Source organism: Bacillus sp. FSL M8-0277, assembly GCF_037975305.1.
GTDB classification, from domain to species: domain Bacteria; phylum Bacillota; class Bacilli; order Bacillales; family Bacillaceae; genus Bacillus; species Bacillus pumilus.
In genome coordinates, this window is record NZ_CP150255.1 from 1,777,989 (window position 1) to 1,804,507 (window position 26,519).

The 26,519-nt window shown below is 38.7% G+C and carries 31 protein-coding genes and 1 pseudogene; 17 read left to right on the forward strand and 15 right to left on the reverse strand.

Features of this window, described 5'->3' with window-relative positions; genetic code table 11:
* The first annotated feature begins 132 nt into the window (after positions 1–132).
* Both sirA and MKZ05_RS08795 read left to right on the forward strand, forming a co-directional pair.
* Complete coding sequence (gene sirA / locus MKZ05_RS08790; protein ID WP_050944900.1) at positions 133–579, forward strand: sporulation inhibitor of replication protein SirA; 447 nt, start codon at positions 133–135, stop codon at positions 577–579.
* Positions 580–663: 84 nt separating this feature from the next.
* Positions 664–882, forward strand: a complete 219-nt coding sequence (locus tag MKZ05_RS08795; protein WP_003212379.1) for a YneF family protein — start codon at positions 664–666, stop codon at positions 880–882.
* A 263-nt stretch (positions 883–1,145) separates the two neighbouring features.
* On the opposite strand, the gene MKZ05_RS08800 is transcribed toward MKZ05_RS08795, so the two are convergent.
* Entirely contained in the window at positions 1,146–1,313 is a 168-nt protein-coding gene (locus tag MKZ05_RS08800) for an aspartyl-phosphate phosphatase Spo0E family protein (protein ID WP_003211291.1), read from the reverse strand.
* Between the two features lie 214 nt (positions 1,314–1,527).
* Here MKZ05_RS08800 and MKZ05_RS08805 point away from each other — a divergent pair, with 214 nt between their 5' ends.
* Together MKZ05_RS08805 and MKZ05_RS08810 are read left to right on the forward strand one after the other, a co-directional pair.
* Positions 1,528–2,235, forward strand: a complete 708-nt coding sequence (locus MKZ05_RS08805; protein ID WP_113387035.1) for a cytochrome c biogenesis protein CcdA — start codon at positions 1,528–1,530, stop codon at positions 2,233–2,235.
* A 94-nt stretch (positions 2,236–2,329) separates the two neighbouring features.
* On the forward strand, positions 2,330–2,812 hold the full coding sequence (locus tag MKZ05_RS08810; RefSeq protein ID WP_034619875.1) for a CcdC protein domain-containing protein: 483 nt from the start codon (positions 2,330–2,332) through the stop codon (positions 2,810–2,812).
* Between the two features lie 171 nt (positions 2,813–2,983).
* Here MKZ05_RS08810 and MKZ05_RS08815 read toward each other — a convergent pair whose 3' ends face one another.
* From MKZ05_RS08815 to sspO, 4 genes are all read right to left on the reverse strand, one after another.
* Positions 2,984–3,412, reverse strand: a complete 429-nt coding sequence (locus MKZ05_RS08815; protein ID WP_044141405.1) for a DUF2621 domain-containing protein — start codon at positions 3,410–3,412, stop codon at positions 2,984–2,986.
* Between the two features lie 260 nt (positions 3,413–3,672).
* A complete protein-coding gene (locus MKZ05_RS08820; RefSeq protein ID WP_106028895.1) occupies positions 3,673–4,074 on the reverse strand; it encodes a spore coat protein in 402 nt (133 codons plus the stop codon).
* 102 nt (positions 4,075–4,176) lie between these two features.
* Positions 4,177–4,323, reverse strand: a complete 147-nt coding sequence (locus MKZ05_RS08825; RefSeq protein WP_113387036.1) for a small acid-soluble spore protein P — start codon at positions 4,321–4,323, stop codon at positions 4,177–4,179.
* A gap of 16 nt (positions 4,324–4,339) precedes the next feature.
* The gene (gene sspO / locus MKZ05_RS08830; RefSeq protein ID WP_003210995.1) at positions 4,340–4,486 is read right to left on the reverse strand and encodes a small acid-soluble spore protein O; all 147 of its coding nucleotides are present in this window, start codon (positions 4,484–4,486) and stop codon (positions 4,340–4,342) included.
* A 220-nt stretch (positions 4,487–4,706) separates the two neighbouring features.
* On the opposite strand from sspO, the gene acnA reads away from it, so the two are divergent.
* From acnA to MKZ05_RS08865, 7 genes are all read left to right on the forward strand, one after another.
* Positions 4,707–7,436 carry an aconitate hydratase AcnA gene (gene acnA / locus MKZ05_RS08835; protein ID WP_339162235.1) on the forward strand — a complete coding sequence of 910 codons (2,730 nt, stop codon included), beginning with the start codon at positions 4,707–4,709 and terminating at the stop codon, positions 7,434–7,436.
* A gap of 72 nt (positions 7,437–7,508) precedes the next feature.
* Complete coding sequence (locus MKZ05_RS08840) at positions 7,509–8,012, forward strand: TlpA disulfide reductase family protein (RefSeq protein ID WP_268458561.1); 504 nt, start codon at positions 7,509–7,511, stop codon at positions 8,010–8,012.
* A 71-nt stretch (positions 8,013–8,083) separates the two neighbouring features.
* The gene (locus MKZ05_RS08845; RefSeq protein WP_003211002.1) at positions 8,084–8,209 is read left to right on the forward strand and encodes an FbpB family small basic protein; all 126 of its coding nucleotides are present in this window, start codon (positions 8,084–8,086) and stop codon (positions 8,207–8,209) included.
* Positions 8,210–8,260: 51 nt separating this feature from the next.
* The gene (locus MKZ05_RS08850) at positions 8,261–8,404 is read left to right on the forward strand and encodes an acid-soluble spore protein N (RefSeq protein ID WP_008357830.1); all 144 of its coding nucleotides are present in this window, start codon (positions 8,261–8,263) and stop codon (positions 8,402–8,404) included.
* Between the two features lie 13 nt (positions 8,405–8,417).
* Positions 8,418–8,660, forward strand: a complete 243-nt coding sequence (gene tlp, locus MKZ05_RS08855) for a small acid-soluble spore protein Tlp (protein WP_339162240.1) — start codon at positions 8,418–8,420, stop codon at positions 8,658–8,660.
* Between the two features lie 103 nt (positions 8,661–8,763).
* Positions 8,764–9,186, forward strand: coding sequence for a thioesterase family protein (locus MKZ05_RS08860; protein WP_003211985.1), 423 nt, complete (start codon positions 8,764–8,766; stop codon positions 9,184–9,186).
* A gap of 3 nt (positions 9,187–9,189) precedes the next feature.
* Positions 9,190–9,501: a hypothetical protein gene (locus MKZ05_RS08865; protein WP_050944893.1), complete on the forward strand. Its 312-nt coding sequence runs from the start codon at positions 9,190–9,192 to the stop codon at positions 9,499–9,501.
* A gap of 39 nt (positions 9,502–9,540) precedes the next feature.
* On the opposite strand, the gene MKZ05_RS08870 is transcribed toward MKZ05_RS08865, so the two are convergent.
* Complete coding sequence (locus tag MKZ05_RS08870; protein ID WP_003210876.1) at positions 9,541–9,828, reverse strand: HesB/YadR/YfhF family protein; 288 nt, start codon at positions 9,826–9,828, stop codon at positions 9,541–9,543.
* Between the two features lie 99 nt (positions 9,829–9,927).
* Positions 9,928–10,509: a glycerol-3-phosphate 1-O-acyltransferase PlsY gene (gene plsY, locus MKZ05_RS08875; protein ID WP_003212462.1), complete on the reverse strand. Its 582-nt coding sequence runs from the start codon at positions 10,507–10,509 to the stop codon at positions 9,928–9,930.
* 154 nt (positions 10,510–10,663) lie between these two features.
* Between plsY and MKZ05_RS08880 the strand changes: the two genes are divergently transcribed.
* The 3 genes from MKZ05_RS08880 to parC all read left to right on the forward strand — a co-directional run bounded on the left by MKZ05_RS08880 (position 10,664) and on the right by parC (position 15,903).
* Positions 10,664–11,077, forward strand: coding sequence for a CoA-binding protein (locus MKZ05_RS08880; protein WP_050944892.1), 414 nt, complete (start codon positions 10,664–10,666; stop codon positions 11,075–11,077).
* 417 nt (positions 11,078–11,494) lie between these two features.
* Entirely contained in the window at positions 11,495–13,462 is a 1,968-nt protein-coding gene (parE, locus tag MKZ05_RS08885; protein WP_095117801.1) for a DNA topoisomerase IV subunit B, read from the forward strand.
* 2 nt (positions 13,463–13,464) lie between these two features.
* Positions 13,465–15,903, forward strand: coding sequence for a DNA topoisomerase IV subunit A (parC, locus tag MKZ05_RS08890; protein ID WP_251190484.1), 2,439 nt, complete (start codon positions 13,465–13,467; stop codon positions 15,901–15,903).
* A gap of 54 nt (positions 15,904–15,957) precedes the next feature.
* Here parC and MKZ05_RS08895 read toward each other — a convergent pair whose 3' ends face one another.
* The 3 genes from MKZ05_RS08895 to MKZ05_RS08905 form a co-directional block, all read right to left on the reverse strand.
* On the reverse strand, positions 15,958–16,083 hold the full coding sequence (locus tag MKZ05_RS08895) for a hypothetical protein (protein WP_003210976.1): 126 nt from the start codon (positions 16,081–16,083) through the stop codon (positions 15,958–15,960).
* 43 nt (positions 16,084–16,126) lie between these two features.
* Complete coding sequence (locus tag MKZ05_RS08900) at positions 16,127–16,462, reverse strand: hypothetical protein (RefSeq protein WP_003210975.1); 336 nt, start codon at positions 16,460–16,462, stop codon at positions 16,127–16,129.
* Positions 16,463–16,655: 193 nt separating this feature from the next.
* Positions 16,656–17,834 (reverse strand): MFS transporter, encoded by a 1,179-nt coding sequence (locus MKZ05_RS08905; RefSeq protein ID WP_339162244.1) that lies wholly within the window; start codon positions 17,832–17,834, stop codon positions 16,656–16,658.
* 184 nt (positions 17,835–18,018) lie between these two features.
* Between MKZ05_RS08905 and MKZ05_RS08910 the strand changes: the two genes are divergently transcribed.
* Complete coding sequence (locus MKZ05_RS08910) at positions 18,019–18,144, forward strand: maltose acetyltransferase domain-containing protein (protein ID WP_339162245.1); 126 nt, start codon at positions 18,019–18,021, stop codon at positions 18,142–18,144.
* Positions 18,145–19,099: 955 nt separating this feature from the next.
* Positions 19,100–19,623: pseudogene (locus tag MKZ05_RS08915) on the forward strand (IS3 family transposase); the annotation flags it as partial.
* Positions 19,624–19,645: 22 nt separating this feature from the next.
* On the opposite strand, the gene MKZ05_RS08920 reads toward MKZ05_RS08915, so the two are convergent.
* Both MKZ05_RS08920 and MKZ05_RS08925 read right to left on the reverse strand, forming a co-directional pair.
* A complete protein-coding gene (locus MKZ05_RS08920) occupies positions 19,646–20,563 on the reverse strand; it encodes a class I SAM-dependent methyltransferase (protein WP_050944886.1) in 918 nt (305 codons plus the stop codon).
* Positions 20,564–20,733: 170 nt separating this feature from the next.
* The gene (locus tag MKZ05_RS08925) at positions 20,734–21,375 is read right to left on the reverse strand and encodes a TetR/AcrR family transcriptional regulator (protein ID WP_050944885.1); all 642 of its coding nucleotides are present in this window, start codon (positions 21,373–21,375) and stop codon (positions 20,734–20,736) included.
* A gap of 112 nt (positions 21,376–21,487) precedes the next feature.
* Between MKZ05_RS08925 and helD the strand changes: the two genes are divergently transcribed.
* On the forward strand, positions 21,488–23,833 hold the full coding sequence (gene helD, locus MKZ05_RS08930; protein ID WP_339162248.1) for an RNA polymerase recycling motor HelD: 2,346 nt from the start codon (positions 21,488–21,490) through the stop codon (positions 23,831–23,833).
* 645 nt (positions 23,834–24,478) lie between these two features.
* Here the strand turns inward: helD and MKZ05_RS08935 are convergent.
* From MKZ05_RS08935 to MKZ05_RS08945, 3 genes are all read right to left on the reverse strand, one after another.
* Positions 24,479–24,820: a hypothetical protein gene (locus tag MKZ05_RS08935; protein WP_339162250.1), complete on the reverse strand. Its 342-nt coding sequence runs from the start codon at positions 24,818–24,820 to the stop codon at positions 24,479–24,481.
* Positions 24,821–24,959: 139 nt separating this feature from the next.
* Positions 24,960–26,063: a threonine synthase gene (locus tag MKZ05_RS08940; protein ID WP_339162253.1), complete on the reverse strand. Its 1,104-nt coding sequence runs from the start codon at positions 26,061–26,063 to the stop codon at positions 24,960–24,962.
* 72 nt (positions 26,064–26,135) lie between these two features.
* A complete protein-coding gene (locus MKZ05_RS08945; RefSeq protein ID WP_050944882.1) occupies positions 26,136–26,510 on the reverse strand; it encodes a RidA family protein in 375 nt (124 codons plus the stop codon).
* Positions 26,511–26,519 lie beyond the last annotated feature (9 nt).

Genomic DNA, 26,519 nt, shown 5'->3' on the forward strand with positions numbered 1-26,519 from the left:
TTTTTCTTTTTTCTTGTTTTTTTGACAAAACTAGTTTCTTCTTGCTTCATATATAGACAATTCTTTCTTTCGCATTTTTGTATAATACAAGCAATATACGAGATTGACGAAATGTGAAAGGAAGGGATAGACATGGAACGCCATTATTATATTTATTGGATTGAGGATGAATTTGCGCATCATTATTTTGGCAGAGAATCAATTTTGTTTCATTTGTTTGAGTCGTTACACTGGACGAACCGCACGGAAGATGAATTGGTGATGCTTGTGAAACAAGTGGATTACGTGACGAAACGAATCCCTGCTTTTCATATGCATCAGCGATTAATGAACAACTTAACGAACGTTCACTATACACAAATTGGCTCGATATACAGCGCTTCCTTACCTAATGGAAAAGGAACGGCTGCATTTATCATAAAAGATCGTTATATCCAAATGTCTGCCACCGGTAGTTATGAAGCAGAAGCAGTGTTTTTTGAAGTGCTGAGAAAAATTAGTCCTTGCTTCCTTGCGATGGACTTCGGTTCAAAGAAGCACGGGTGGCTCAATCCGGTAAAAGTGAGGAATTTTGTTTAAAAAAATAAAATTGAACGTGAAATGTTGTATAATAGCCTTTTGTTTAGTACACTTTATACGAGACAACATGAAGGAGGAAGAATTATGGATTTATGGGTTGTCATCCTTGTAGGCGTTGTTGCACTGCTTGCAGGAGTTGCACTCGGATTCTTTATTGCTCGTAAGTATATGATGAGCTACTTGAAAAAGAATCCACCAATTAATGAACAAATGCTTCGAATGATGATGATGCAAATGGGCATGAAACCGTCCCAGAAGAAAATCAATCAAATGATGAAAGCCATGAACAACCAAGCGAAATAATACGTACGATATTATGATCATAGATGGAACATGGTTATAAAGAATGGACAAGCGTTGTCCTTTCTTTATTGAATTCACCTTCATCAGACGCTTTAAAACCACTGTACTTGCCTAAATGAAGCAGGGAAGGTGGTTTTTATTTTGGCGTCAGCTTCCTGTAAAAAAACAAAAACCCCTGTTATCAGAGGTTTTTGTTTCGTTTATGGTCACACATATCAACTGTTCTAAAAATCGTGCAGCATGATAAATATCATGAGATATGATTAGTTGGCTGAGTTTGAGTGTAAGTGTCGTTGATATTGTAAGAGGAGATGATCTAGCTGCTGGCTATGTTCGATGGTCACTGTTGAGGTCATCCCATTGTGCATCACAACTTTCATCAGCTCTTCTCTTTTTTCTTCGATTTGAGTTAATAATGATGTTTTTACCAAAGTCATGTTCCTTTCATGCAAATCTTGATAAAAAGAATCGATTCTATTATATCCATTTTCAGGTTTATTTTCAAATTTAAAGGATTCGTTATCTCGATGTCAAATTAAATTATATAAGGTTTTAAGAGAATAGACCATCTTTATTGAGAGGATGTAAAAAAAATGAAATGATTTTGTCATCTCTTATTGTATATTGTAAGAAGGGGGTGTTTTTTTGACAGATTTGAATTACTTTTTAGCTTTCGGAGCAGGATTCCTTTCTTTTATCTCACCGTGCTGTCTGCCGCTTTATCCAGCGTTTTTATCTTATATTACGGGCGTTAGTATGGATGAAGTGAAATCTGAGAAGGTGATGCTGAGAAGAAGAAGTCTGCTTCATACCTTATTCTTTTTAATTGGTTTCTCTATTATCTTTATTGCGATAGGCTTTGGGACATCGTTTGTTGGGAAGTTTTTTGATGATTACCATCAAGCGATTCGCCAGGTTGGAGCTATCCTCATTATTTTCTTTGGTTTTATGACGCTTGGTGTATTTCAGCCTTCTTTCCTCATGGGCGAAAAGAGAATGCAGTTCAAAAACCGACCTGCTGGTTTTTTTGGATCGATTCTCATTGGAATGGGCTTTGCCGCTGGTTGGACACCTTGTACAGGACCTATTTTATCTGCTGTTATCGCACTGGCGAGTAACAATCCTGAGTCGGCTGTGCCTTATATGATTGCGTATGTATTTGGATTTGGCGTTCCCTTTTTTGTTCTCTCCTTTTTCATTACGAAAATGGCGTGGATCAGAAAGCGTCAGCAGCTCATCATGAAAATTGGCGGGATCATTATGATTGTGGTAGGGATATTGCTGTTCTTTGATCTCCTCACATGGATTATCATCATGTTCTCATCCTTGTTTGGCGGATTTACAGGCTTTTGAAATCGTTTTCTACAGTCGCGGCGAATGGTTTTTTTTCGTCAATTGGAGTATATTATACATAGGCTGACCTTAAAGAATAAAGGAATGATTTGATATGATGGTCTTAATCTCTTCTATAATTGCAATATGTATGGCGGTAGCCGTCATGTTTATTCGCATTAAGTCATCTGCGAAACCGGCAACCGCGAAAAAAATTATATTACCTCCTATTTTTATGAGCACTGGTGCACTGATGTTTTTTGTTCCAATGTTTCAGGTAACTGGGGCTGAATTTCTTGAAGCGATCACAGTGGGGATGTTTTTCTCCATCTTTTTAATCAAAACATCGAAGTTTGAAATTAGAGGGAACGAGATTTACTTAAAGCGGTCAAAAGCATTTGTATTTATTCTCATTGGACTTCTTGTTCTTCGTATCGGGATGAAGACGATCCTGAGTTCTTCTATTGATTATGGCTCTCTAAGCGGAATGTTTTGGATACTTGCCTTTGGCATGATTGTACCTTGGCGCGTTGCCATGTATTTGTCGTTTAGAAAGCTGTCTAAGCAATTAGATCCGCAGCAGGTTCAAATGAATTAAACCCAGATTGTTGACAAAGGGCTAAAATGATCTTTATTTTAGCCTTTTGTCTTCTTTCTTTTCAGCGTGATAGAAAACCTTTGAAGTCTAGGATGGGTGAGCACCAGCGCACAGGACTGACAAAGAATGCGAGGGTTTGTCTACACGCTGAACCTCCTTTTATAAAGGAGGTTATTTTAATAATGCTTCATATGGCGTATGATCGATGTTTTTTTCTTGAAGGCGCTTCAATAAAAACTTATGATCACGCTTTGGTGTAGCGATAATATAGCCGCGAATGATTAAGTCTAAATTAATGCTCGCAGCTTGTTCTTTTAAAGCCAGCTCGCCAATTTTTCCTGCAATTTTTTCTTTGGCGACATCTCTAAACAGCTCTGGAACAGGTAATACAAGCTCATTTAAAAGCTGTTTGTCTTCTTCCCGCCATAGGTGGAGGCTCTTTTGAATATATTCATCCTGCCAATCAAGCTCTGATTTCCCATCTTCCTTCGGCAATCGTTTTAAAAATTTGCGAAACATAAAAAAGCCACCGATTGCGAGTAATCCGATCATCACCGTACCCCAAAATAAAATGAACCACAAAAACCAGCCGCTTAACATGTTCTCACTCCTTATACCCCTCGTCTCTCTATCTTATTTTACATGAAGCGATGATAGAAGAAAATAACAAAAATGTATGTCTCTCATCTCTATGAACGCCTTTTTTCATTCATAACTGCCCATTTACTAGAAAGACCCAAACCATCTAGTAGAAAAAGAATACCTTATCATATAGCGACTCTACTATTTGGCCATGGTGGTTCGCAAAAGGTATTGACTTGACACGAACGGAAGAGAGCCCACCAAATGAAGGTGGGCTCTTAATGTTTGAAGTGCGGGATTTGAAAGGAAAATGCCTCGCGTGGATGGTCGGAACTTTTTTTAATTCTTATCGAAATGATTCGGTTTTCGTATTCTGTTTCAATCTCTTTGTCGTTCAAATAAAAAGGGAGCATGACACTTTTTTCAATTGGCTGTTCGCCTTCAACATTTGGCTTTTGTACCGTGCAACAGAGAGTCAGCTCATGTCCAGCGAAGGTCAGCTTTACATCGGTGATCGATAGGGTGGAGACATCAATCTCAATAATATAATCACGGCTTGTTTCATAAAGGTCAATTGGGAGGTGTTCATCATACCAGGCAAATGGATCATCCATTAAAACATTGAGCCAATCATCTATTTCTAGAAAATCAGAGGAATTCGATTGCTTTTCATTCTCCATAAACACTCCTCCATCACATCTCATAATAAATGATATGTTGAGAACTGAAATGTGTGAAAGACCTAAAACATCCCGTTTTGCCACGGGATGAGAGGAGAATGTTTACATATCGTGATGAGAATTGTGCTTTTGTCTTGTATGGTTGCGGTTTTTTACTTTTTTACTGCCTGATAATGGCTCAGGCTGTCCGCCCCGATGCTCCTTAGGCGAGTTTTGACGGATGTCTTTTCCTGTGTTTTTATTCGTCATGATGCTTGCTCCTTTCCTATTGGTTTTTTTTACGTTTTTTATTGTTTTGTCTTTGTTCTTCTGTTAAAACGAGTTGGTCATTTTCAATATAGCCTGCACCATTACCTTGGCTTTTGGCTGCATTCATGCCGTCAATCACATGATTTGCTTTACGTTTTGTCATGTTCTATCACCTCATTTGTAGTATGAGCCCGCCCCGCTTCGTTTATGAAGAGTAATCATTTCCTGATGATAAGTTAAACTTATTGAATTTAATAAAAGCATTGTTATTTACTTATGTATGAATTTGTTTTAAGATGAAATTGTGAGAAAATTGTGGTGAAATACGACGATTTTTCTGAGAATTGAAATTGATCTTGATCATCAAAAGGGGGATTTTGGATATGTCGAAACAGCAGCAAATAGCTAAACAAGACGCTTTTCAATCTAGAAAAACGTTTTCGACAAATGGGAAAACGTATCACTATTATTCGTTAGAAGCACTAGAGAAACAAGGAATCGGAAATGTTTCTAAGCTGCCTTATTCCATTAAGGTACTTTTAGAATCAGTGCTTCGCCAAGTAGACGGTAGAGTGATCAAAAAGGAACACGTTGAAAACTTGGCAAAATGGGGAACTGCCGAGGTCAAAGAAATTGATGTTCCATTTAAACCTTCTCGTGTTATTTTACAAGACTTCACGGGTGTACCAGCCGTCGTTGACCTTGCTTCATTAAGAAAAGCAATGGCAGATGTAGGTGGGGATCCGGATAAAATCAACCCTGAAATTCCAGTTGACCTTGTTATTGATCACTCAGTACAAGTTGATAAAGCTGGAACTGAAGATGCATTAAACATTAACATGGATTTAGAATTCGAACGTAACGCAGAGCGTTATAACTTCCTTAGCTGGGCAAAGAAAGCGTTTAATAACTATCAAGCTGTTCCGCCTGCAACAGGGATTGTTCACCAAGTAAACTTAGAGTACCTTGCAAGTGTTGTTCATGCGATTGAAGAAGATGGCGAGATCATCACTTACCCAGATACATTGGTTGGTACTGACTCTCATACAACCATGATCAACGGGATCGGCGTACTTGGATGGGGCGTTGGCGGTATTGAAGCGGAAGCTGGTATGCTCGGTCAGCCTTCATACTTCCCAGTACCAGAAGTCATTGGTGCTAAATTAGTTGGAGAACTTCCAAACGGAACGACTGCAACTGACCTTGCATTAAAAGTGACACAAGTTCTGCGTGAAAAAGGCGTAGTGAACAAGTTCGTTGAGTTCTTCGGACCAGGTGTTGCACAGCTGCCGCTAGCAGATCGTGCAACGATTGCGAATATGGCGCCTGAATACGGGGCTACTTGCGGATTCTTCCCAGTAGATGAGGAAGCTCTTGCTTACCTTCGCCTTACTGGACGTGATGAAGAGCAAATTAATATCGTTGAAGAATATTCTCGCGCAAATGGCTTATTCTATACGCCAGATGTAGAGGACCCAATTTTTACGGATGTTGTGGAAATTGATCTTTCTCAAATTGAATCAAACTTATCTGGTCCAAAGCGTCCACAAGATTTGATTCCACTTTCAGAAATGAAAGAGACGTTCCATCAGCACATCGAAAGCCCAGCTGGTAACCAAGGGTTTGGATTAGAAAAATCAGAGCTGGATAAACAAATTGAATTTGATCTAGCAAATGGTGAAAAAGCTGTGATGAAGACAGGTGCGATTGCGATTGCAGCGATTACGAGCTGTACGAATACATCAAACCCTTACGTCTTAATCGGAGCAGGTCTTGTTGCGAAGAAAGCAAGTGAGCTTGGCATGAAGGTGCCAAACTACGTGAAAACGTCACTAGCGCCAGGTTCTAAGGTTGTGACAGGATACCTCGTGAACTCAGGACTTCTTCCATACTTAAGAGACCTTGGATTTAACATTGTTGGGTATGGCTGTACAACATGTATCGGTAACTCAGGACCGCTTGCGCAAGAAATTGAGGATGCTGTCTCTGAAAATGATCTGCTGATCACTTCTGTTTTATCAGGTAACCGTAACTTTGAAGGACGTATCCATCCGCTTGTGAAAGGAAACTACCTTGCATCTCCACCATTAGTTGTGGCGTATGCACTTGCTGGTACGGTGAATATTGATTTAACAAAAGACCCTATCGGTGTGGATAAAAACGGTGAGAACGTTTATTTCAATGACATTTGGCCATCAATGGACGAAATCAACAGTGTCGTGAAAAGCACAGTCACACCTGAACTCTTCCGTTCAGAGTATGAAACTGTATTTGACAGCAATGACCGCTGGAATGAAATTAAAACGACAGATGATGCTTTGTATAAATGGGATGAAAATTCCACATACATTGACAACCCGCCATTCTTTGAAAACCTATCAGTTGAACCTGGTAAAGTTGAACCGCTTAAAGGCTTGCGTGTCGTTGCGAAGTTCGGTGACTCTGTGACAACTGACCATATTTCTCCTGCTGGAGCGATTGGTAAAGACACACCTGCGGGTAAATACTTGCAAGAAAGAGGCGTATCTCCTAGAGACTTTAACTCATATGGATCTCGCCGTGGTAACCACCATGTCATGATGAGAGGTACTTTTGCAAACATCCGTATTAAGAACCAAATCGCACCAGGAACAGAAGGCGGATATACAACGTACTGGCCAACTGGTGAAGTGACATCCATCTATGATGCATGCATGCGTTATAAAGAAGATGGCACAGGTCTTGCGATTTTAGCAGGTAAAGACTACGGAATGGGTTCTTCCCGTGACTGGGCTGCAAAAGGAACAAACCTTCTTGGAATTAAATTCGTTCTAGCTGAAAGCTTTGAGCGTATCCACAGAAGTAACCTTGTCTTCATGGGTGTACTTCCGTTACAGTTTAAAGACGGAGAAAGTGCAGAAACTTATGGACTAACAGGAACAGAAACATTTGAAGTTGAAGTTGATGAAACAGTTCGTCCACGTGATCTTGTCACTGTGAAAGCAATTGATACAGATGGCAATGAGAAAACATTTGAAGTGGTTGTTCGCTTTGACAGTGAAGTCGAAATTGACTACTATCGTCATGGTGGTATCCTTCAAATGGTACTTCGTGAAAAATTGGCAAGCAACTAATACTCATACAGCAAAGAAGAGAAGGCGCCTAGATAGCTTTCTCTTCTTTTTTAAAATAGTGGAGGATCAATCATGTGGAAAAAAGGAATAGCAAGCGCTGTTTTACTTGTATTGATTGGTTTACTTGTGTGGAATTTACTTGAACCAAAAGAGCCCGCAATCGGTCTTGAAAAAGGGGATCAAGCCCCTGATTTTGAACTTAAAACCCTTGATGGTCAAACGGCCTCGTTATCTGATTACAAAGGGAAAAAGGTGCTCGTCAATTTTTGGGCGACATGGTGTAAGCCATGCAGGACAGAAATGCCGGATCTAGACGCGGTTAGAAGCGAATATGATCAGGTCGAAGTACTTGCAGTGAATTTAACGACCACTGAAAAAAGTGAAGATCATGTTGCAGCATTTGCAGATGAATTAAAGCTGAGCTTTCCTATTTTATTAGATCAAAAAGGCATTCAAGCACGATATCAGGTGCTTTCATACCCAACAACATACATATTAGATGAAAAAGGACGCATCATGTCTGTGAAGCATCAAATGCTGACAAAAAAAGAAATTGAGCAAGAGCTGGATCTATAATGATTCAGCTTTTTTGCTTATTTTCTAAATGTTTTGGCGAAAATGAAATACAAACACTGGAGGTGAGTACAATGAGAAGAAGAAAACGACGTACATTTGAAGAGCTTGTACTTGAAAATAAAAAAGAATTATTAAGCAATGAGGAATTTTTAAACCAGCTTGAAGAAAAGTTGGAAGAGCGATTTAGACAGAAATAAGTTATGAATTATCCTTTTTCGTTCATCCTAAAGAGGAGGGAGGGATGAATGATGGGTAGAGAGCATGATAAACAAGCGCAGTTTACACCAGACCATTTAGGGACAAAACCTGTAGCATACAAACGCAATAAAGGTAAAAAGATGCATAATAAATCAAATGAACAGCCTGATGTGATCCAGACGAAGGGCGAATAAGGAGGGAATCAAGATGAATGGAAGGTCATATCAATCCAATCCAGATGATCGTTCTGATAATGTTGAAAAGCTGCAAGATATGATTGAAAACACCCTTGACAATATCGATGAATCTGAAGCAGCGGTGGCCCTTTCGACAGATCAAGAAAAACAGATGATTAAGCAAAAAAATGAAAATCGAAAAATGAGCATAGATGCGATGCGTTCTGAAATCAAGGACGAAGAAGCAGCAAGAAAAAATAGCTATACTGAATAAACCAGGAATCCCTGGTTTATTTTATTGCCTCCTTTTAGAAGAACCATTTCGATTGTGGTAAAATGGCAGAGATCTTAGGTTTTGATAGGAGAGCGATGAAAACGTGTATGTATCTAAAAAAGAAATAGAAGTCCGTTATGCAGAAACAGATCAAATGGGCATTGTGTATCATGCCAATTATTTAATCTGGATGGAAGTCGGCAGAACAGCACTGATTAAAGAATTAGGATTTTCCTATGCGCAGCTAGAAGCAGACGGCGCTCTTGCACCCGTTATAGATTTGCAGGTGAAATATAAAAAACCTCTCCTGTACGGTGAAACAGCGACCGTTCATACTTGGATTGAAGAATACAATGGACTCAAAACGGTGTATGGCTACGAAATTCAAAAGCCTGATGGACAAACAGCAATTACAGGGACAACCTCGCATATTTGTGTAGACAAAGACACCTTTAGACCTATTCAATTTAGAAAAGCATTTCCTGCCTGGCACAAAGTATATGAACAGTCGAAGAAGCAGGTTTAACTTATGGCGTTTGGTCTTAAAAGAAGCGATCTAAATGCGTGGAAATCAGCTGTTCAGCAGGGAAAAATGGCCTTTTTAACTCATTATTGGCTTGATGACCGTTTCCCGCATGCTAATACCGTCACTAAAGCAGCCTGTCAGGATATGAAGCAGTTAATTGAATGGGGAGAAAAGCATGGACTTAAAAAAGAATGGATTCATGACCGCGCAGGGTTTCCTCACTTTGACTTGATCGGTGAACCACAAAAAAGAATCCTGCAAAAGGAGCGGTCTTTAGGAAACATTCAGGAGTATGGGCTATATATTGAAGGATAAAACAAAAAAGATACCCGAGGGATGAGGTATCTTTTTTGTTTATTCATAATGGAATTCTGGTTCTTTTACAGACTCGTTATAATCAATATGCAGATCATGGTTGTCAAAATACCAAATATCACTTTCTTCTACAAAGAAAGTAATACCTTCTATTTCAGCGGTTGCTCCGGCATTTTGAGGTTCATCTTTTGCGACGCCGAGAGAAAAGCCTTTTTGTACATTACTGCACCCGCCATATCTCACAAAAAAGCGAACTTGATCACCTTTTTCTAAATCTAATTCATCCTTGTACCAATTAAGTGCATCTTCTTTTATCGTTAATTTCAATGTGATCGCCCCTTTTTGAAGTCATGCTGTTTTTTAAAATGCAGGATGCAAAAAACAGCTTTTCTTTACTTTTACCACAGAATGAAACTTATGAAACGGCTAGAGCCATTTGATTTTCGGTTCAGTTTTGTTGAGGATTCGTTTGAGGTTGGCGATGTGTCTGTAGATCACAAAACCAGCAAGAACGGCAACAACAATGATTAAGAATACGTCTTTGGTGAATATGCTGTAAATGAATGTATAGATGCCGGTCAGCATAGATGATAATGAAACATATTTACTAATGTATAAAAATAAGAAAAAAGCAGCGATCATCGTGATAAATAAGAATGGGGCATAAAATAATAACACGCCGCCAGATGTAGCGACTGCTTTTCCCCCTTTAAATTTTGCAAAGATAGGAAAGCTGTGACCGATAACAGCAGCAACCCCTACTAATAAGGGATGAATGTCCAGTTGCATGAAAAACGGTAAAGCAGAAGCGAGAGTCCCCTTTAAAATATCAGCAGAAATAACGATAGACCCTGCTTTTACGCCAAGCGTACGAAATGCATTCGTCGCACCTAGGTTGCCGCTGCCATGTTCACGGATATCAATACCCTTTGCAGCTTTCCCGACAATGAGACCGGATGGAATACTGCCGAGAAGATAAGCCAAAATAAACATCAAAGCAATTAACATCTGCATAACTCCTTTATATTCTCCCTCTTGTCTTACATTTTAACATGATCTTATGAAAAACATGGGGATCTTTTTTTGAAAAAATCAAAAGCAGATGGATTCAGCTTTGTTTTTAAGCAGAAGTTCGCTAAAATAGAGGAAAAGGGGTGTTTGGATGAATCATCCTTCGAAACAAGAAATTGGCCGTATATTAAAAAGCAGTAAACGAATTGCTGTTGTTGGTTTATCAGATCAACCGCACCGAACGTCATATATGGTGTCTAAAGCGATGCAGGATGCCGGTTATGAGATCATTCCGGTGAATCCAACGATCGATGAAGCACTTGGTGTGAAAGCAGTCGCTTCACTAAAAGATATCAAAGAGCCTGTTGATATCGTGAATGTTTTTAGACGTTCAGAGTTTTTGCCCGAGGTAGCAGAAGAATTTCTTGAAATAGACGCACCTGTTTTTTGGGCGCAGCAAGGCATCTATCACGAAGAAGCGAAAAGGCTGATTGAGGAAAATGGCAAGGTCGCCATCATGGATGTATGTATCAAGGTGGCTCATGCAATGACAAAAACTCATTAAATCGTCAAAAATCCTTGGTTTTCAAGGATTTTTGCTTTTTTGTTACAGAAATATATTTGCGATTCTAGAAGAAAGCGATAAAATAAGGCGACAGGGACATATCGGTGATCTTGCATAACAAGCAAAAGAGCGATAAGATAAAAAAATAGAACATTTGTTCCGTTTTGTAAAAATCATCATATGATTGCATTTGGCTTATCAAACAGTCTTGTTTATAATGGACTTCTAGTTCTCATTGCAGAATGTAGAACATTCTCATAGCCGTGCAAAGGAGCATGTTTTGTTGAACCATACATGCATGGTGATGATGCAGCTTATTAAAGTGGACAGTAATGAGCAGCATGATCATCATTAAAATCTAGAGAGATCATTTGATGGTTTGCCGGTTATGTTTGTTAGTGAAAGGGGATTAAGCATTTGGTTAAAAAGCAGCAAGTAGATTATAACGATGATTCTATTCAGGTGCTAGAGGGGCTTGAAGCGGTCCGTAAACGTCCAGGAATGTATATTGGGTCAACGGATTCACGCGGTCTTCATCACCTTGTCTATGAGATTGTAGACAACTCTGTCGATGAAGTACTCGCTGGCCATGGAGATCATATCGTTGTCAAAATACATAAAGATAATAGCATTTCCGTCCAGGATAAAGGACGCGGGATGCCTACTGGTATGCATAAGCTTGGAAAACCGACACCTGAGATCATTTTAACGGTCCTTCATGCAGGCGGAAAATTTGGTCAAGGCGGATATAAAACAAGTGGTGGGCTTCACGGAGTTGGGGCATCTGTTGTAAACGCGCTGTCAGAGTGGCTTACTGTCACAATTGAACGTGATGGCTTTATTTATCATCAGCGCTTTGAAAACGGTGGAAAGCCTGCCACATCACTTGAGAAAGTCGGAAAAACGAAAAAAACCGGAACACTGATTCATTTTAAACCAGATCGATCGATGTTCAGCGTTACAACCTATAATTTCGATACATTATCAGAACGTTTAAGAGAATCTGCCTTTTTATTAAAAGGATTAAAAATAGAGCTGATTGATGAACGACATGATGTACAAGAAACCTTTTATTATGAGACGGGCATTGAAGCCTTCGTTGCTTATTTAAATGAAGAAAAAGATGTTCTGAGTGAAGTGGTCTCATTTGAAGGAGAGCATCAATCCATCGAAGTAGACTTTGCATTTCAATTCAATGACGGCTACTCGGAAAATATTCTTTCTTTCGTCAATAACGTGAGAACAAAAGATGGCGGTACGCATGAGTCTGGTGCCAAAACGGCGATGACAAGAGCCTTTAATGAATATGCGCGCAAAGTAGCCCTTTTAAAAGAAAAAGACAAAAATTTAGAGGGCACTGATATTCGCGAAGGGCTGTCAGCTATTATTTCTGTCAGAATTCCTGAAGAACTGCTTCAATTTGAAGGCCAGACAAAAGGAAAGCTTGGGACAAGTGAGGCTCGCTCAGCTGTTGATGCTGTTATTTCTGAAAAGCTGGCTTATTTCCTTGAAGAAAACCGTGAAACAGCGACTCTTCTTGTGAGAAAAGCGATTAAAGCGCAGCAGGCAAGAGAAGCTGCTAGAAGAGCACGTGAAGAAGCAAGGAGCGGCAAGAAACGGAAAAAGTCCGAAGCAACACTGAGCGGTAAATTAACACCTGCTCAATCTAGAAACCCAGCAAGAAACGAATTGTACCTTGTAGAGGGCGACTCAGCGGGCGGGTCAGCAAAACAAGGACGTGACCGTAAATTCCAAGCGGTGCTGCCGCTTCGTGGAAAGGTCATTAACACAGAAAAAGCGAAACTTGCTGATATTTTCAAAAATGAAGAAATCAACACCATTATTCATGCGATCGGTGGAGGCGTCGGTGTCGATTTTAATGTAGAAGACATCAATTATGACAAAATCGTGATCATGACAGATGCTGATACGGATGGAGCGCATATTCAAGTGCTTCTGCTCACGTTCTTCTACCGCTATATGAAGCCGCTGATTGAGCATGGCAAAGTGTTTATTGCACTACCACCTTTATATAAAGTCAGCAAAGGCTCAGGTAAAAAAGAAGTCATTGAGTACGCATGGTCTGATGAAGAAATGGACGACGTACTGAAGAAAGTTGGAAAAGGGTACACGATTCAGCGCTATAAAGGTTTAGGTGAAATGAACGCCGACCAGCTATGGGAAACGACAATGAATCCAGAATCGAGAACACTTGTCAGGGTTAAAATCGACGATGCTGCACGTGTGGAACGCCGCGTCACGACATTGATGGGTGACAAAGTAGAACCACGTCGTAAATGGATTGAAAAGAATGTCGCCTTTGGACTTGATGAGGAAAGCAACATTCTTGAAAATGAAAACTTGTCGCTAGCTGAGGAGGTTTAAACATGGCACAACAAGAACGATTTCATGATTTACCATTAGAAGAAGTAATCGGAGACCGGTTTGGTCGCTATAGTAAATATATTATCCAAGACCGTGCGCTTCCAGATGCGCGAGATGGACTAAAGCCTGTACAACGAAGAATTTTATATGCGATGTACGCAGAAGGAAACACGCAAGATAAAAACTTCCGTAAAGCCGCGAAAACAGTCGGTAACGTGATTGGTAACTATCATCCGCATGGTGACTCATCTGTTTATGAAGCGATGGTGAGAATGAGTCAGGATTGGAAAGTACGGAATGTGCTCATTGAGATGCATGGAAATAACGGGAGTATCGATGGTGATCCGCCTGCTGCCATGCGTTATACGGAAGCAAGGCTATCTGCAATTGCTTCAGAGCTATTAAAGGACTTAGACAAGGAAACGGTCGAGTTTGTCGCAAACTTTGATGATACAAGCAAGGAGCCAGTTGTTTTACCAGCAATGTTTCCAAACCTTCTCGTGAATGGATCAACAGGGATTTCTGCTGGTTATGCCACTGATATCCCGCCGCATCATCTAGGAGAAGTGATTGATGGTGTCATTAAACGAATCGAACAGCCGCATTGTACGGTTGAGGACTTAATGACGGTCATCAAAGGTCCAGATTTCCCAACAGGCGGTATCATTCAAGGGGTAGACGGCATTAAGAAGGCCTATGAAACAGGCAAAGGAAAGATCATGATTCGCGGAAAAGCGGAGATTGAAACCATCCGCGGCGGGCGCCAGCAAATTGTGATCACAGAGATTCCTTATGAAGTGAATAAAGCCAACCTTGTCAAAAAGATGGACGAGTTCCGAATTGAAAGAAAAGTGGAAGGAATTTCAGAGGTTCGAGACGAGACTGACCGGACTGGGCTTCGAATCGTAGTAGAGCTGAAAAAAGAAGCAGATGCAAATGGTGTTTTGAATTTCTTATATAAAAACTCAGATCTGCAAATCCCGTATAACTTTAATATGGTGGCGATACATAATCGTAGACCAACCTTAATGACGCTCACAACTATACTTGATGCATATATTGCTCATCAAAAAGAAGTGGTGACGAATCGCTCAGCATATGAGCTTCGAAAAGCGAAGGAACGCCACCATATTGTAGACGGATTAATTAAGGCGCTATCCATCTTAGATGAAGTCATTGCCACAATCCGGTCTTCTAATGATAAGCGAGATGCGAAAAACAACTTGATGGATAAATATGACTTTACAGAAGCACAATCAGAAGCGATTGTTTCCCTCCAGTTATATCGTTTAACGAATACGGATATTACGCAATTAAGAGACGAAGCAAGTGAGCTTGATGTGCGTATAGCAGAACTTGAAGACATTTTAGGTAACGAGAAAAAGCTGCTAAAGGTCATTACAAACAGTTTGAAAAAGCTCAAAAAGACATATGCTGATGAGAGACGATCTGTCATTGAGGAAAAAATCGAAGAAATTAAGATTAACCTAGAAGTGATGATTGCCTCAGAGGATGTTTACGTCACGGTGACGAAGGATGGGTACATCAAACGGACAAGCCAGCGCTCCTATGCTGCATCTAACGGTAAGGACTTTGGCATGAAGGATACAGACCGCCTGATTCATCAGTTTGAAATGAACACAACAGATGTCCTTCTATTGTTTACGAATAAAGGGAGCTACATTTATTGTCCTGTGCATCAGCTGCCAGACATACGATGGAAAGACATGGGGCAGCATATTACGAATATCATTTCGATTGATCGTGATGAATCCATCCAAAAAGCCATTCCAATTAAAGAATTTGATGAAACATCGTATCTGCTGTTCTTTACAAAGGGCGGAATGGTGAAAAAAACAGAGCTTCTTCAATATAAAGCGCAGCGCTATTCAAAACCGCTTGTCGCCTTGAACCTAAAAGGGGACGATGAACTCGTGGATGTCCATGTGACAACAGGACAGCAGGAATTGTTTATTGCGACGAAAAATGGCTACGGATTGTGGTTTGATGAAGAAGAAGTAAGTGTTGTTGGTCCGAGAGCGGCTGGTGTTAAAGGCATCAACTTGAAGGACGGGGACGAAGTAGTCTCTGGCCAGATCATTGATCCGAAAAACGATGTCCTTGTGCTGACGACACAAAGAGGGGCTGTGAAGCGAATGAACCTCTCTGAATTTGATAAAACATCTAGAGCCAAACGAGGAGTTCTGATGCTAAGAGAATTAAAGAAAAACCCGCATCGTATTGTGGCTGTCATTGCTGCATCACTGCACGACACACTTGAAATGGATACAGAGAAGGGTGCAACGATTCCGCTTGATATCTCTACTCTCAGAGCGAATGACCGTTATAGCAATGGATCATTTATTGTAGATGAGGAAGAGCAGGGAGAAGTAACGCATGTCCTTGTCACACCTCAACCTGCACCAGATGACAATAAATAAGCAAACGAAAAACCCCCTGCGATAAACAGGGGGTTTCTTTTATATACGGGTCATTTAGCTCTCGTGGCTGCCAAACATGTTTGTAATGGCGTGCACTACTTCAATTCCTTGGTAGACGAAAAGAGAAAGAGAAGTGACAGAGAATAGACCTAGAATGAATACTCTTAAGAAAAATAACATCGTGTAAAACCTCCCAATTTTTGTTTTGATTTAGATGGTTGGGTTAAACACGAGATAGTCGGAAATAAGAAGATTGATAGAACACTGCAAGTAAATGCTTCTTTTTCCGGTCATATTGATCAGTATGAGTGATGCGTGCAAATCCAGCTGTCATACTGCCAATCATCAGCAGTACTGTAAATGCGGCAAATACTGCGCTCACATGTTTTTGTTTCTTTTCATCGCCCATGGTCTGAGCGATTTTCATCTCATGTGATTCTTGATCGGCAACCACCTTTGCATGATGGTATACCTGAACGGAATGAGGCATTGAGAACAAATGAAAACTTGCAAGTGCTATGAATAAGACAGCTAATTTTAGCAGCATATTTTTTTTCATTTATCTCACCCCTTCCTGTTTATTTTCATGATCTTACCACGTTTTCTGTTATTTGAAAAGTCTTATTTTTTTACTTTCCCTCTTTAAAAAAGCGATAAACATCAGGACATTTATAGGACTGTTTCACTTCATGAAAGGTTTCAATTTTATTTTTTAATTTAAAAAAAGTGCCATGATCGAGATCAGACACTTTTTAGTGAGAATGTAATGAATGTGGTTTTGCTACAGCTTTTGTAAAGATTCCCGCTATACATATAGCGAATAGAACAAATATAAAGGCATGAAGCAGTCCCACTTCATTAGCGAGCAGTCCTAAAATAGGAGGACCAGAAAGAGAGGCTGTGTAACCAGATAAGGTCACAATGCTGACGCGTTTGACGGCGTAGCGGCTATCATCACCAGCTGCCGAAATGGTTAGCGGGAAGCCTAAAGAAGCGCCAAGTCCCCATAAAAAGATGGATATCATACACACTACGAGTGAAATCTTTAAAATGACCAAGAATAGCCCAGCAGCAGCTGATACAATCGCAACTCTTAGCAATAACACCCTGCCGAAACGGTCGATCAAACGTCCGCTGATTAATCTGCCGCTAATCATCCCGCATAAAAATAATGCATAGATGACGGTACTCATGGAATGTGAAACCTGGTATCCATCCACCATTGCAAGTGGAATCCAATCATTAGCAGACCCTTCGACAAACGCAAGACATAAGGCGATCATCGCAAGAGATATCGTCCGTTTGTTCAGCCATGGCGTTTGAGTATCATCTATTGTATCTGACTGCGACTGCTTCTCATGCTGATCCATTCCAGTCCCATGCGGAATATACCGGGTACAAATTAGGATGCTGAGAAAGAAGAGAAGGGCAATGACAAGTAAATGAATCAACACAGAGACCCCTAGATGAATAAAAAGAATGCCAGCACCTGCTCCAATTAAAGTGCCAATGCTAAAGGAAGCGTGCAATATAGGCAAAATGGTTTTCTTAATCCTGTATTCAATTTCTGTCCCTTCTAGGTTCATCGCCACATTGCACATCCCTGAGCCTGCTCCAAAAAGAAATAGCCCGGCCGTGACGACAAAGATAGAAGAGAGGGTCGAACCAATAGCAAGAGTGGTGAATCCAAGAAACATCAAAAAAGCACTAATCACAATCGCCAATCGTCCGCCTTTTTTTCGAACAAATACATTTGAAAGAACAAGCCCAACAATTGAACCAACGGATAATCCGAGTAAAATGAGTCCCATCGTTCCTGTATTGGCTTGTAATAAATCTCTCACTTCTGGTGTCCGTGAAAACCATGTGGAAATGGAAATACCAGACATCGTGAAAATGATGATGATTGCTTTATACCACTTTAATTCCATGTAATCCCTCACATTTAAAGATGTATCTGTTACTGAACAAATCTACTCGATTATAAATGAGACGGGTCGATTCGTAAATAACTTATGGCAGGAACATGGCCAATTCTATTCAAAAGAAATCATGCCTTCACAAATTCTTCTGAAGAGAAGGTAAAATAAAGAAAAAGGGGAGGAGAGGATCAATATGAAAAGTGAGAAGGAAAAAATGATCCAAGGAAAACATTATGTATCTAATGACCAAACCTTGATCGCAGATCGTGAAAGAGCGAGACAATTGACCTTTGCATACCAGCAAACCAATCAGCCATAAAAAAGAACAGCCATTTTATTAAAGGAATTATTAGGCGCTTGCGGAAATGATGTCGTTTTGAACCAATAGAACGTGCAAAAGGCATTAAATTTGGCAAGTTGGCGGAAATCCTGCGAAAATCATGAAATATCTAGATGAATCAAAATCTGGCGAATAAGCGAAGGATTTTGATTTTTCCTTTTTTGTCTCAATAAGATAAGTATACTTAGATTTGAGACATGAAAAATGTATTCGTTGTTTAACTTCCTAGAATATATATTATGTAAACTAAGAAATGAAAATAAACAGACGTAATGCAATTGTTCTGTACTAGAAGGTAAATGTGAATCCATTGTTGTACACTCCCTCTTATCCATCTCCAACTGCCCTTTTGTATGTAATATCAAAAACCTCTATGTCCAATAAATTATTTTGAATTTAATTATTGTTACCTAATTGCCATCCCTCGACTTCACCCACATATTAAAAAATGTTTTTAAAAGCTTGTTATCTTTATTGAAATACTTAACTTCAAAAGGCCTTTCGCAAAGGGTGGATCGCCAGTTAAACAAGCCCTTTCTGCCTCAAAAATCTCTGTTAAAGCCTCTTTCCTAGTATTGGGCTTATTATCACCAAATAACTCAAGACCAAAATCAATTTGTGATCTTTTAGTCGAATTAAAGAACTCTCGATTTTCTTCAATACCGATAAATTGGAGTAGTGAATTATCTGAAATAAATACAGCGCAGTGGTCACTTCCGGACCTAACTGCCCTTCCCACCCCCTGTAATCGTTTGAGCAGTTTGTGCACATCCCTCTCGCACAATAGAATTATATTGTTCTCTTGCTGTGTATGAGTTAGGCTTACCATCAAGCACGAGGATTCTGCAAGAATCCCCTGCCAGATCTACTCCATGTCATATACAAATTATCCAGTCAAATATAAACTAGACGTACTTCACATGGGACGTCTATCATGGAAACACAAGGAGAAGACGCCCCCAAATCAATGAAAAAGGGGCGTCCGTCTATGAAAAAAACAGGAAAGCAAGCACCAGCTAAAGGATCGATGGAACTTTGATTTAAGGCATAAATACCCGGTGAAAGCACTGCTTAAGATCGCAGGTATTCCGCGAAGTACCTACTACTATTTGGTGAAACATTGGAATCTTCATAACCGAGATGTCCATCTGAAAAAATGATTCAAAATATTTACTAAGAACATCATGGCCGATACGGATACCGCCGTATTCGTGATGAACTAGTCAATCACAAAAAAGTACAGCGCATCATGAAATCACTAGGTCTAAATGCATGGTTCGAATGAAGAAATATCGTTCATACAAAGGCTTAGTTGGCAAAGTAGCGCCAAATATTTTAGCTCGTCACCTTCAAGCTGATAAGCCAAATGAGAAATGGGTCACAGATATGACTGAGTTCAAATTATTTGGGCAAAAGCTCTACCTTTCGCTCATATTAGATCTATTTAATGGAGAAGTGTATTAAGTATCTTTAATATGTTTTATTTTTTTATCGCATGAATGTAATGAATCGTTTCAAAAGCAGATAAGTAATCATTACGATTCTTAAAATAAAGTTCATGAATTTGAGCCGGTGATAGGTGTTCGTAAATTAATAAACCGGATTTCTCTAACATCTTCTCAATTTCAAAGTAAGAAAAACATGATTTCATTGGTTCCCCGCCTATTGAAGCCATTTTCAACATATTTTCAACTCTATTAGAGGTTCCTTTTTCTTCGAATAGTTTCTCGTCTGCATAATCAAAAACGATTGAACTTCCTGATGGAACCTTGGTGAATAAATAATCTATTAAGCTTGAAACTTCCTCTTTAGTTAAATAGTATGAAACACCTAAAAGACTAAAGAACGTCTTTTTGTTATCAAATCCTTTACCTGTTAGGTTTTGATAGGACAATTTTTTTGTGAAGTCCATAGAAACAAAATGAAGATTACTTGGGATTTTTAAATTAGCCTCGTCCAGTTTTTTCTTTTTAAATTCCTGTGTAGTAGGATAATCAATTTCGAATATTTCTAAGATGTTTTCCAATTCTGGATGTCGAAAACTAAAAGTATCTAATCCAGCGCCAAGTATGACATATTGTCTTAAACCTAAAGCTACCTCATTAAGTAATACTTTTTCGCAATACGCAGCACGTGATAAGGTTATTGGAGAAAGTTGTACTTGTGTAATCCATTTTAATATTTCTTCTGTATTCCCCTCGAATTTTTGTGCGATATCTTTGTTGAAGAAATGTATGCCTTGAACCATATTCTCTTTGATGTCATTAAATTCTTTTTCGGAAATTAAGTCTTTAGCTAAATAATCATTAAAGATTTTAGGGGTATCATCAAATTGACTATGATAGGATCTGCCAAAAGCTGATATTAACGAAGTTACACTTGACTCATCTTTCTTCATACAAACACTCTCCTTTATTATAGAACAAAAAAATAGGGTTCCCCTGGCCAGGAGAACCCTATTATATAACCGAAAAAAATAAAAGTAAATTATAGCACAAATAAAAAATTTTGTCAAGCGTAAATCGAATTTTTTTATTTTATTTCGTAACCTTAAATGCTTTAACAAGGTCAATACAACTTTTCGAAATATTGTTTTATTGAAGGGAAGCTACCTTTTGGAGCACCTAATAGTTTTTCATAAATCTCGTCAATCGCATCTAGTTTGGCAATGAGCTGTTCGTGAGTCAATGAGAAAAGGCTGGGATCAAGCATAAAATGGAGTCCGACTAATAAGAATTCCGTAATTTCATCTGGAAAATCCGTGTGAAATACACCTTCTTCTACTCCTTGCTTCAAAACAGATGAAATAATTGGTACATATTCTTTTATCATGCAAACTTTCATTTTCTGATGTAGAAGAACGTTATCTTTGTGATGTAAATGAGTCATTAATCCATCACTGAAATGATTTGATGTTTCCTGTGAAAAAAACTGAATAATATTTATAAACTTCTCTATTGCTTTTAAATCGGAATTATTATTAATTTGTTTAAACACTTGAACACTTGAATCAATAGAGTCTTGAATTACTGCGTCTGCAATTTCATCTTTTGACTTGAAATAATGATAAAAAGTGCCTTTTGCAACTCCAATTTTTTTAATAATATCGCTAATCGTAGTATTCTCGTACCCATTAGATGAAAACAAATCTTTTGCGACGGAAATAATCTCGCTTCTTCTTTCTTCGGGTTTTTTGACAATTCTTTTCATGGAACTCCCCCCTCGAGACTTATAATTGTCTTTTAAAGATACATTATTGACCGACCGACGGTCAATGATGTATTATTTATTTACTTTTAACATCTTTAAGGAGTGTGAAGAGGTGAAGAATGGAAACCAAGTGCGAAAGTATGAAGAGGAGCGCATTCGTATTGTTTTAAGAGAAATTGAAAAAAAAGTCGTTAAGCTGGATCATGATTCTGGTGGATTAAAGAAAGATGTCATTCATCTAAAGAAAACCTTTTGGGATGATGTAAAAATAAATCTAGATAATCCTGAAGATGCTGGTGAAACCTTATCAAGCATTAGACAGCAGGCGGAGATGCTGTCCGAGAGAGAAAGAACGCACCGTCAGCTAGATAAGCAGAGGAAGACCTTATCTCGATTAAAAGATTCTCCATATTTCGCCCGTGTTGATTTTCTCGAAAATGGTAAGGAGACAACAAATAACGTGTACCTTGGAGTTTCGAGTTTAATGGATGAAAATGAAGAAACATTTCTTATTTATGATTGGAGAGCCCCTATTTCCAGTATTTATTATGATTACTCTCCAGGATCAGCCCAATACGAAACAGTAGAAGGGATAATTCAAGGAGAAATAGAGTTAAAGCGTCAGTTTATCACGAGAGATGGGCAAATCAAAACGATGTTTGATACGGATGTTACCATTGGCGATGAACTTTTGAAAGAAGTACTTGGCAATAATGCGAGTACCAATATGAAAAGCATTGTTGCTACCATTCAGAAAGAGCAAAATCAGATTATTCGTAACGTGAAAAGCAAGTATTTAGTTGTACAAGGGGTTGCTGGAAGTGGGAAAACCTCTGCAGCTCTTCAAAGAGTTGCTTATTTGCTATATCACTACCAGAATGAGATCACGGCTGAAAATATTATGCTTTTTTCACCTAATTCTTTATTTAATCGCTACATTGCTTCTGTCCTCCCTGATTTAGGGGAGGACAATATGCAGCAGCTCACATTCCAAGAATATGTGGAGAAGCGTCTTGGAAAACAATTTGATGTTGAACATCCGTTTACGCAAATGGAATATATGCTTACATGTCAGGACCATAAAAAGTATCCTGCAAGAAGAAAAGGAATACGGTATAAAGCGAGTAGCGATTTTAAAGCTTTGATTGATTCCTATGTTGTTATTCTCTCGAGTGAAGAGCTTATCTTTAAAAATATTTCTTTCCGAGGAGAAATGTTGATTAGAGCTGAACAAATTAAAAACTATTTTTATTCACTAGATGCATCTATCTCCATTCCAAATCGTATGCAGTTAGTAAAGGAATGGCTTCTAAAAGAGTTAGGAAAGAAAGAAAAATTGGAAAGAACCAAAGATTGGGTAATAGAAGAAAGTGATCTGTTAGAACTTGAAGAGTATACAAAAGTTTATAGTGAGCTACTGAAGGAAGGAAGATTTTCTGAGAATACGTTCGACGATTTTGAACAGGAGCAAAAGAAAATAGCTAAAATGATTGTCAAAAAACACTTTAAACCAATACGAACAGCTGTAAAGAAACTAAAGTTTATTAATGTAGCGGCGATTTACTGTCAACTGTTTAAACAGAAAGACAACATCCTTCAAAAGCTTAAAGATACACTTCCTGAAAGTTGGGAAGAAATTTGTTCGTATACATTAAAAAAGCTGCAAAGAAAAGAAATGACGTATGAAGATGCAGCGCCTTATTTGTATCTCCAAGATAAACTTGAGGGAAAAAGAATAAACACAAGAATACGCCATTTATTAATTGATGAAGCACAGGATTATTCACCCTTTCAGTTTTTTGTTCTTAAGCAGCTTTTTCCTTATTGCCGAATGACGATTCTAGGTGATTTTAATCAGGCGATATATGCCCATACTCTAAATGCACCAACCTTACTATCAAGCGAATTATATGTAAAAGAAAATTTTGAGAGAGTAGAGTTAACGAAAAGCTACCGTTCAACTCGTCAAATCGTTGAATTCACAAAGGGAATTATAGAAGAAGGAGAAACTATTGAAGCTTTTAACAGAGATGGTCAGAAGCCTACTTTTACGAAGGTTGAGGATCTTGACACCCTTCAATCTCGAATAACACAGAAGATTCGTCAATTGCAGTCAGCAAAACATGAAACAATCGCTGTGATATGTAAAACGGGAAAAGAATGCAAGGAATCCTATGAGCAATTGAGTAAGCAAATGGATCTCAAGATGATTGAACAAAGTGCGATTTCCTATCAAAAAGGTATCTTAATTCTCCCTGCTTATTTAGCAAAGGGAATCGAATTTGATGCTGTGATCATATACGATGCTTCTAATATAAAATATGGAAGAGAATTTGAAAGGAAACTCTTTTACACTGCATGTACGAGGGCTATGCACGAGCTTCATCTTTTCTCCGTAGGGGAAATGAGCACGTTTATGAATAAGATTCCTGAAAATTCGTATGAGATTACAGTTTGAGTATAATTTCAATGAGGAATTGCTAAGCGTTTAAAAGCCGCCCTATCACTTCAATTCCTGCCAGATTTGCGGATGCTTCTTTTTCTTTGACATTAAATATGAAAGCCGATGAATCCTTAGCGTAGGAAAAATCGGCTTTATCCATCTAGAAATTGTCTTAGCGTATGTTTTCCGCGTTTGGCTGGTAGGACCCCAAAAAGAGCTGGCTCTTTTTTAAGTCATCAACTATCTGTAACTGTACGAAGTCTACATTTCTTTACTAATTTCGGAGTCAAATGATGAAATAATCTTGGAGGAATGTGTAGGTGCCGAATAGCTAACAATTTTCACCTTCTAATTCCATGGTGTTTACACTTGGTTTGCTAGGAGAAGAAAACTTTGCTACTTCTTATCTTTATTTTGATTTATTAGTCGTTTATTATGGATCCACTTTTAATTTCTATGAAAAGAGTATAAAAATTGGATCCATTAAATTATAGAATCCTTATTTCACTAGTGTCAATGAAGCATTCAATGGATCTATATTTACCTTCTTGTACATCTTCCCTTCTGTGCATCATCTCAAAAACCTCTACGTCCTCAATTAATTAAACCAGTCATAGAGGTTTTTGAGTTAAATGAGCTGTCATATGACAATTCTTAATTTTAAATAAAGCTTATTGGCTCATTTTGTTGATGAGCTGACTCCATTCCTTCTGCCAGATAGAGAGCGTTCTTTTTATCTATATCATCATCAGGCCAATTGTGGATCAGTTGACGTAATCTAACTGCAACGGTCCTACAAACATCTGGCATTAAGTAACTATCAGAATCCGAAAGTTCCAGCAAAGGAATGATGTCATCTGCAAAGTTTTCAAATGGTATGTCCCCGCCAAATCCCTCCATTTCATCTAAATTCATACCGATACATGCTGCTAACTTGCATCTGAAATCATGAAAGTCGGTGTAAGACCAATGTGCTTCGAAATGAGTAAAATCCAATCCCACGAATCATTCCTCCGTTTTCAAATTGTAATGATCAATGTTTTCAACACTCGCAAACGTCACTCCTGATTGATCATATAATAGGTCAACGAGGCACGCAACTCTCTATTCTACCTGAGTTCTGCGTGATTTTCCCCTAAGGTTATTTTGATTTAATCCCTGCACCACAAAGAGGTATGACGATTGTTTCTTTTGATTCCTTTTTATATTTCATGTAGCCAGCAAAATTGACTGCAGATGTCACTTCGACATAAAATCCTTTTTCACTCAGTTTAGATCGTGCATTTAAGATCTCATCTTCTTCAATATCAATAAATGTACCATTCGTATCTAGTACAGCTTCTAAAATTTGTTTGGAGCGTGCTGGAGCAGCAATGGCTATCCCTTCTGCTAAGGTCCCTTTATTCGTCACAGGTGATGCTGATTTTTCTTCATTTTGATAAGCTTTCACAAGGGGTGCACAGTTTTTCGCTTGTACGGCAACGATTTTCGGTATGTTATGAATCAGACCATTTTCAAATAACTCTTTAAAACCATAATACGCACCTAGGAGGAGAGTACCATTTCCAACCGGAATGATTAAAGCATCAGGTGCTCCTTTTAGTTGCTCATAGATTTCATAGGCGTATGTTTTTGTTCCTTCAAAAAAATAAGGGTTATAGACATGGCTTGCATAAAAAACGTCTTCGTCGTCTACTGCTTTTTGGGCTGCGGCTGCAATATCCTCTCGAGTACCACGAATTTCTTTAATCGTTGCTCCATGGGCTTTTATTTGAGCGACCTTTTTAGGTGAAGTGTCATCGCTTAGATAGATGTCACAGGCAATCTCGCAGCGTGCTGCATAAGCTGCAATCGCCGTTCCTGCATTCCCACTACTATCAGCAATCACTTTTGATACCCCGAGTTCCTTAGCCTTTGTCATCAAAACAGCGGCTCCTCGGTCTTTAAAGGATAAGGTCGGCATCATATAATCAACTTTGACATAGGTGTTTGGCTCATTAGGATCTAGAACGATTAAAGGGGTTTGACCCTCCCCCATTGTGACAGTTTCCCAAGTCTTAGAATCTTTTGAAAATGGCATGGTTTCAACATAACGCCATAATGAGTTTGGATAGTGATCCCAAGCTGCGATATCTATTTTTGGGGTATCTTTCACTAGGTTTAATACTCCATCACAATCACATCTCCATAGAGTTGGTGTCATCTCATACTTTTTCCCGCAATGGTTACAAATCAATTGATTCATCAATCATCAACCCCTTCAAATATTTTTTTATACGAAATATAATTTTTTATATAGAGTAGGCAAAAAAAGATCTTAAATATATGCAATGGCATCAATTTCAATTTTGAAACCAAAATGTAATTCATTCGTTGGTACAATAGTACGTGCTGGTTTATGTTCACCGAAAAAATCAGTATAAACAGCATCAACTTTGTCCCATAAGTGAATATCCGAAATGTATAATGTCATGCGCAAAATCTTCTCTTTGTTACTTCCAGCAGCCTCTACAATCATCTCTACATTCTTAAGCGCTTGTAATGTCTCTTCTTCAATGGGGCCGAACTCTTTTTCTCTCGTTTCGGGATTGATGGCAAATTGTCCTGAAACATAGACCGTGTTTTGATGAATGGTTGCGAATGCATAGTGTCCGTTTGATTTTAGATTTCCTACCTCGAGTATGCTTTCCATTTTGACTCT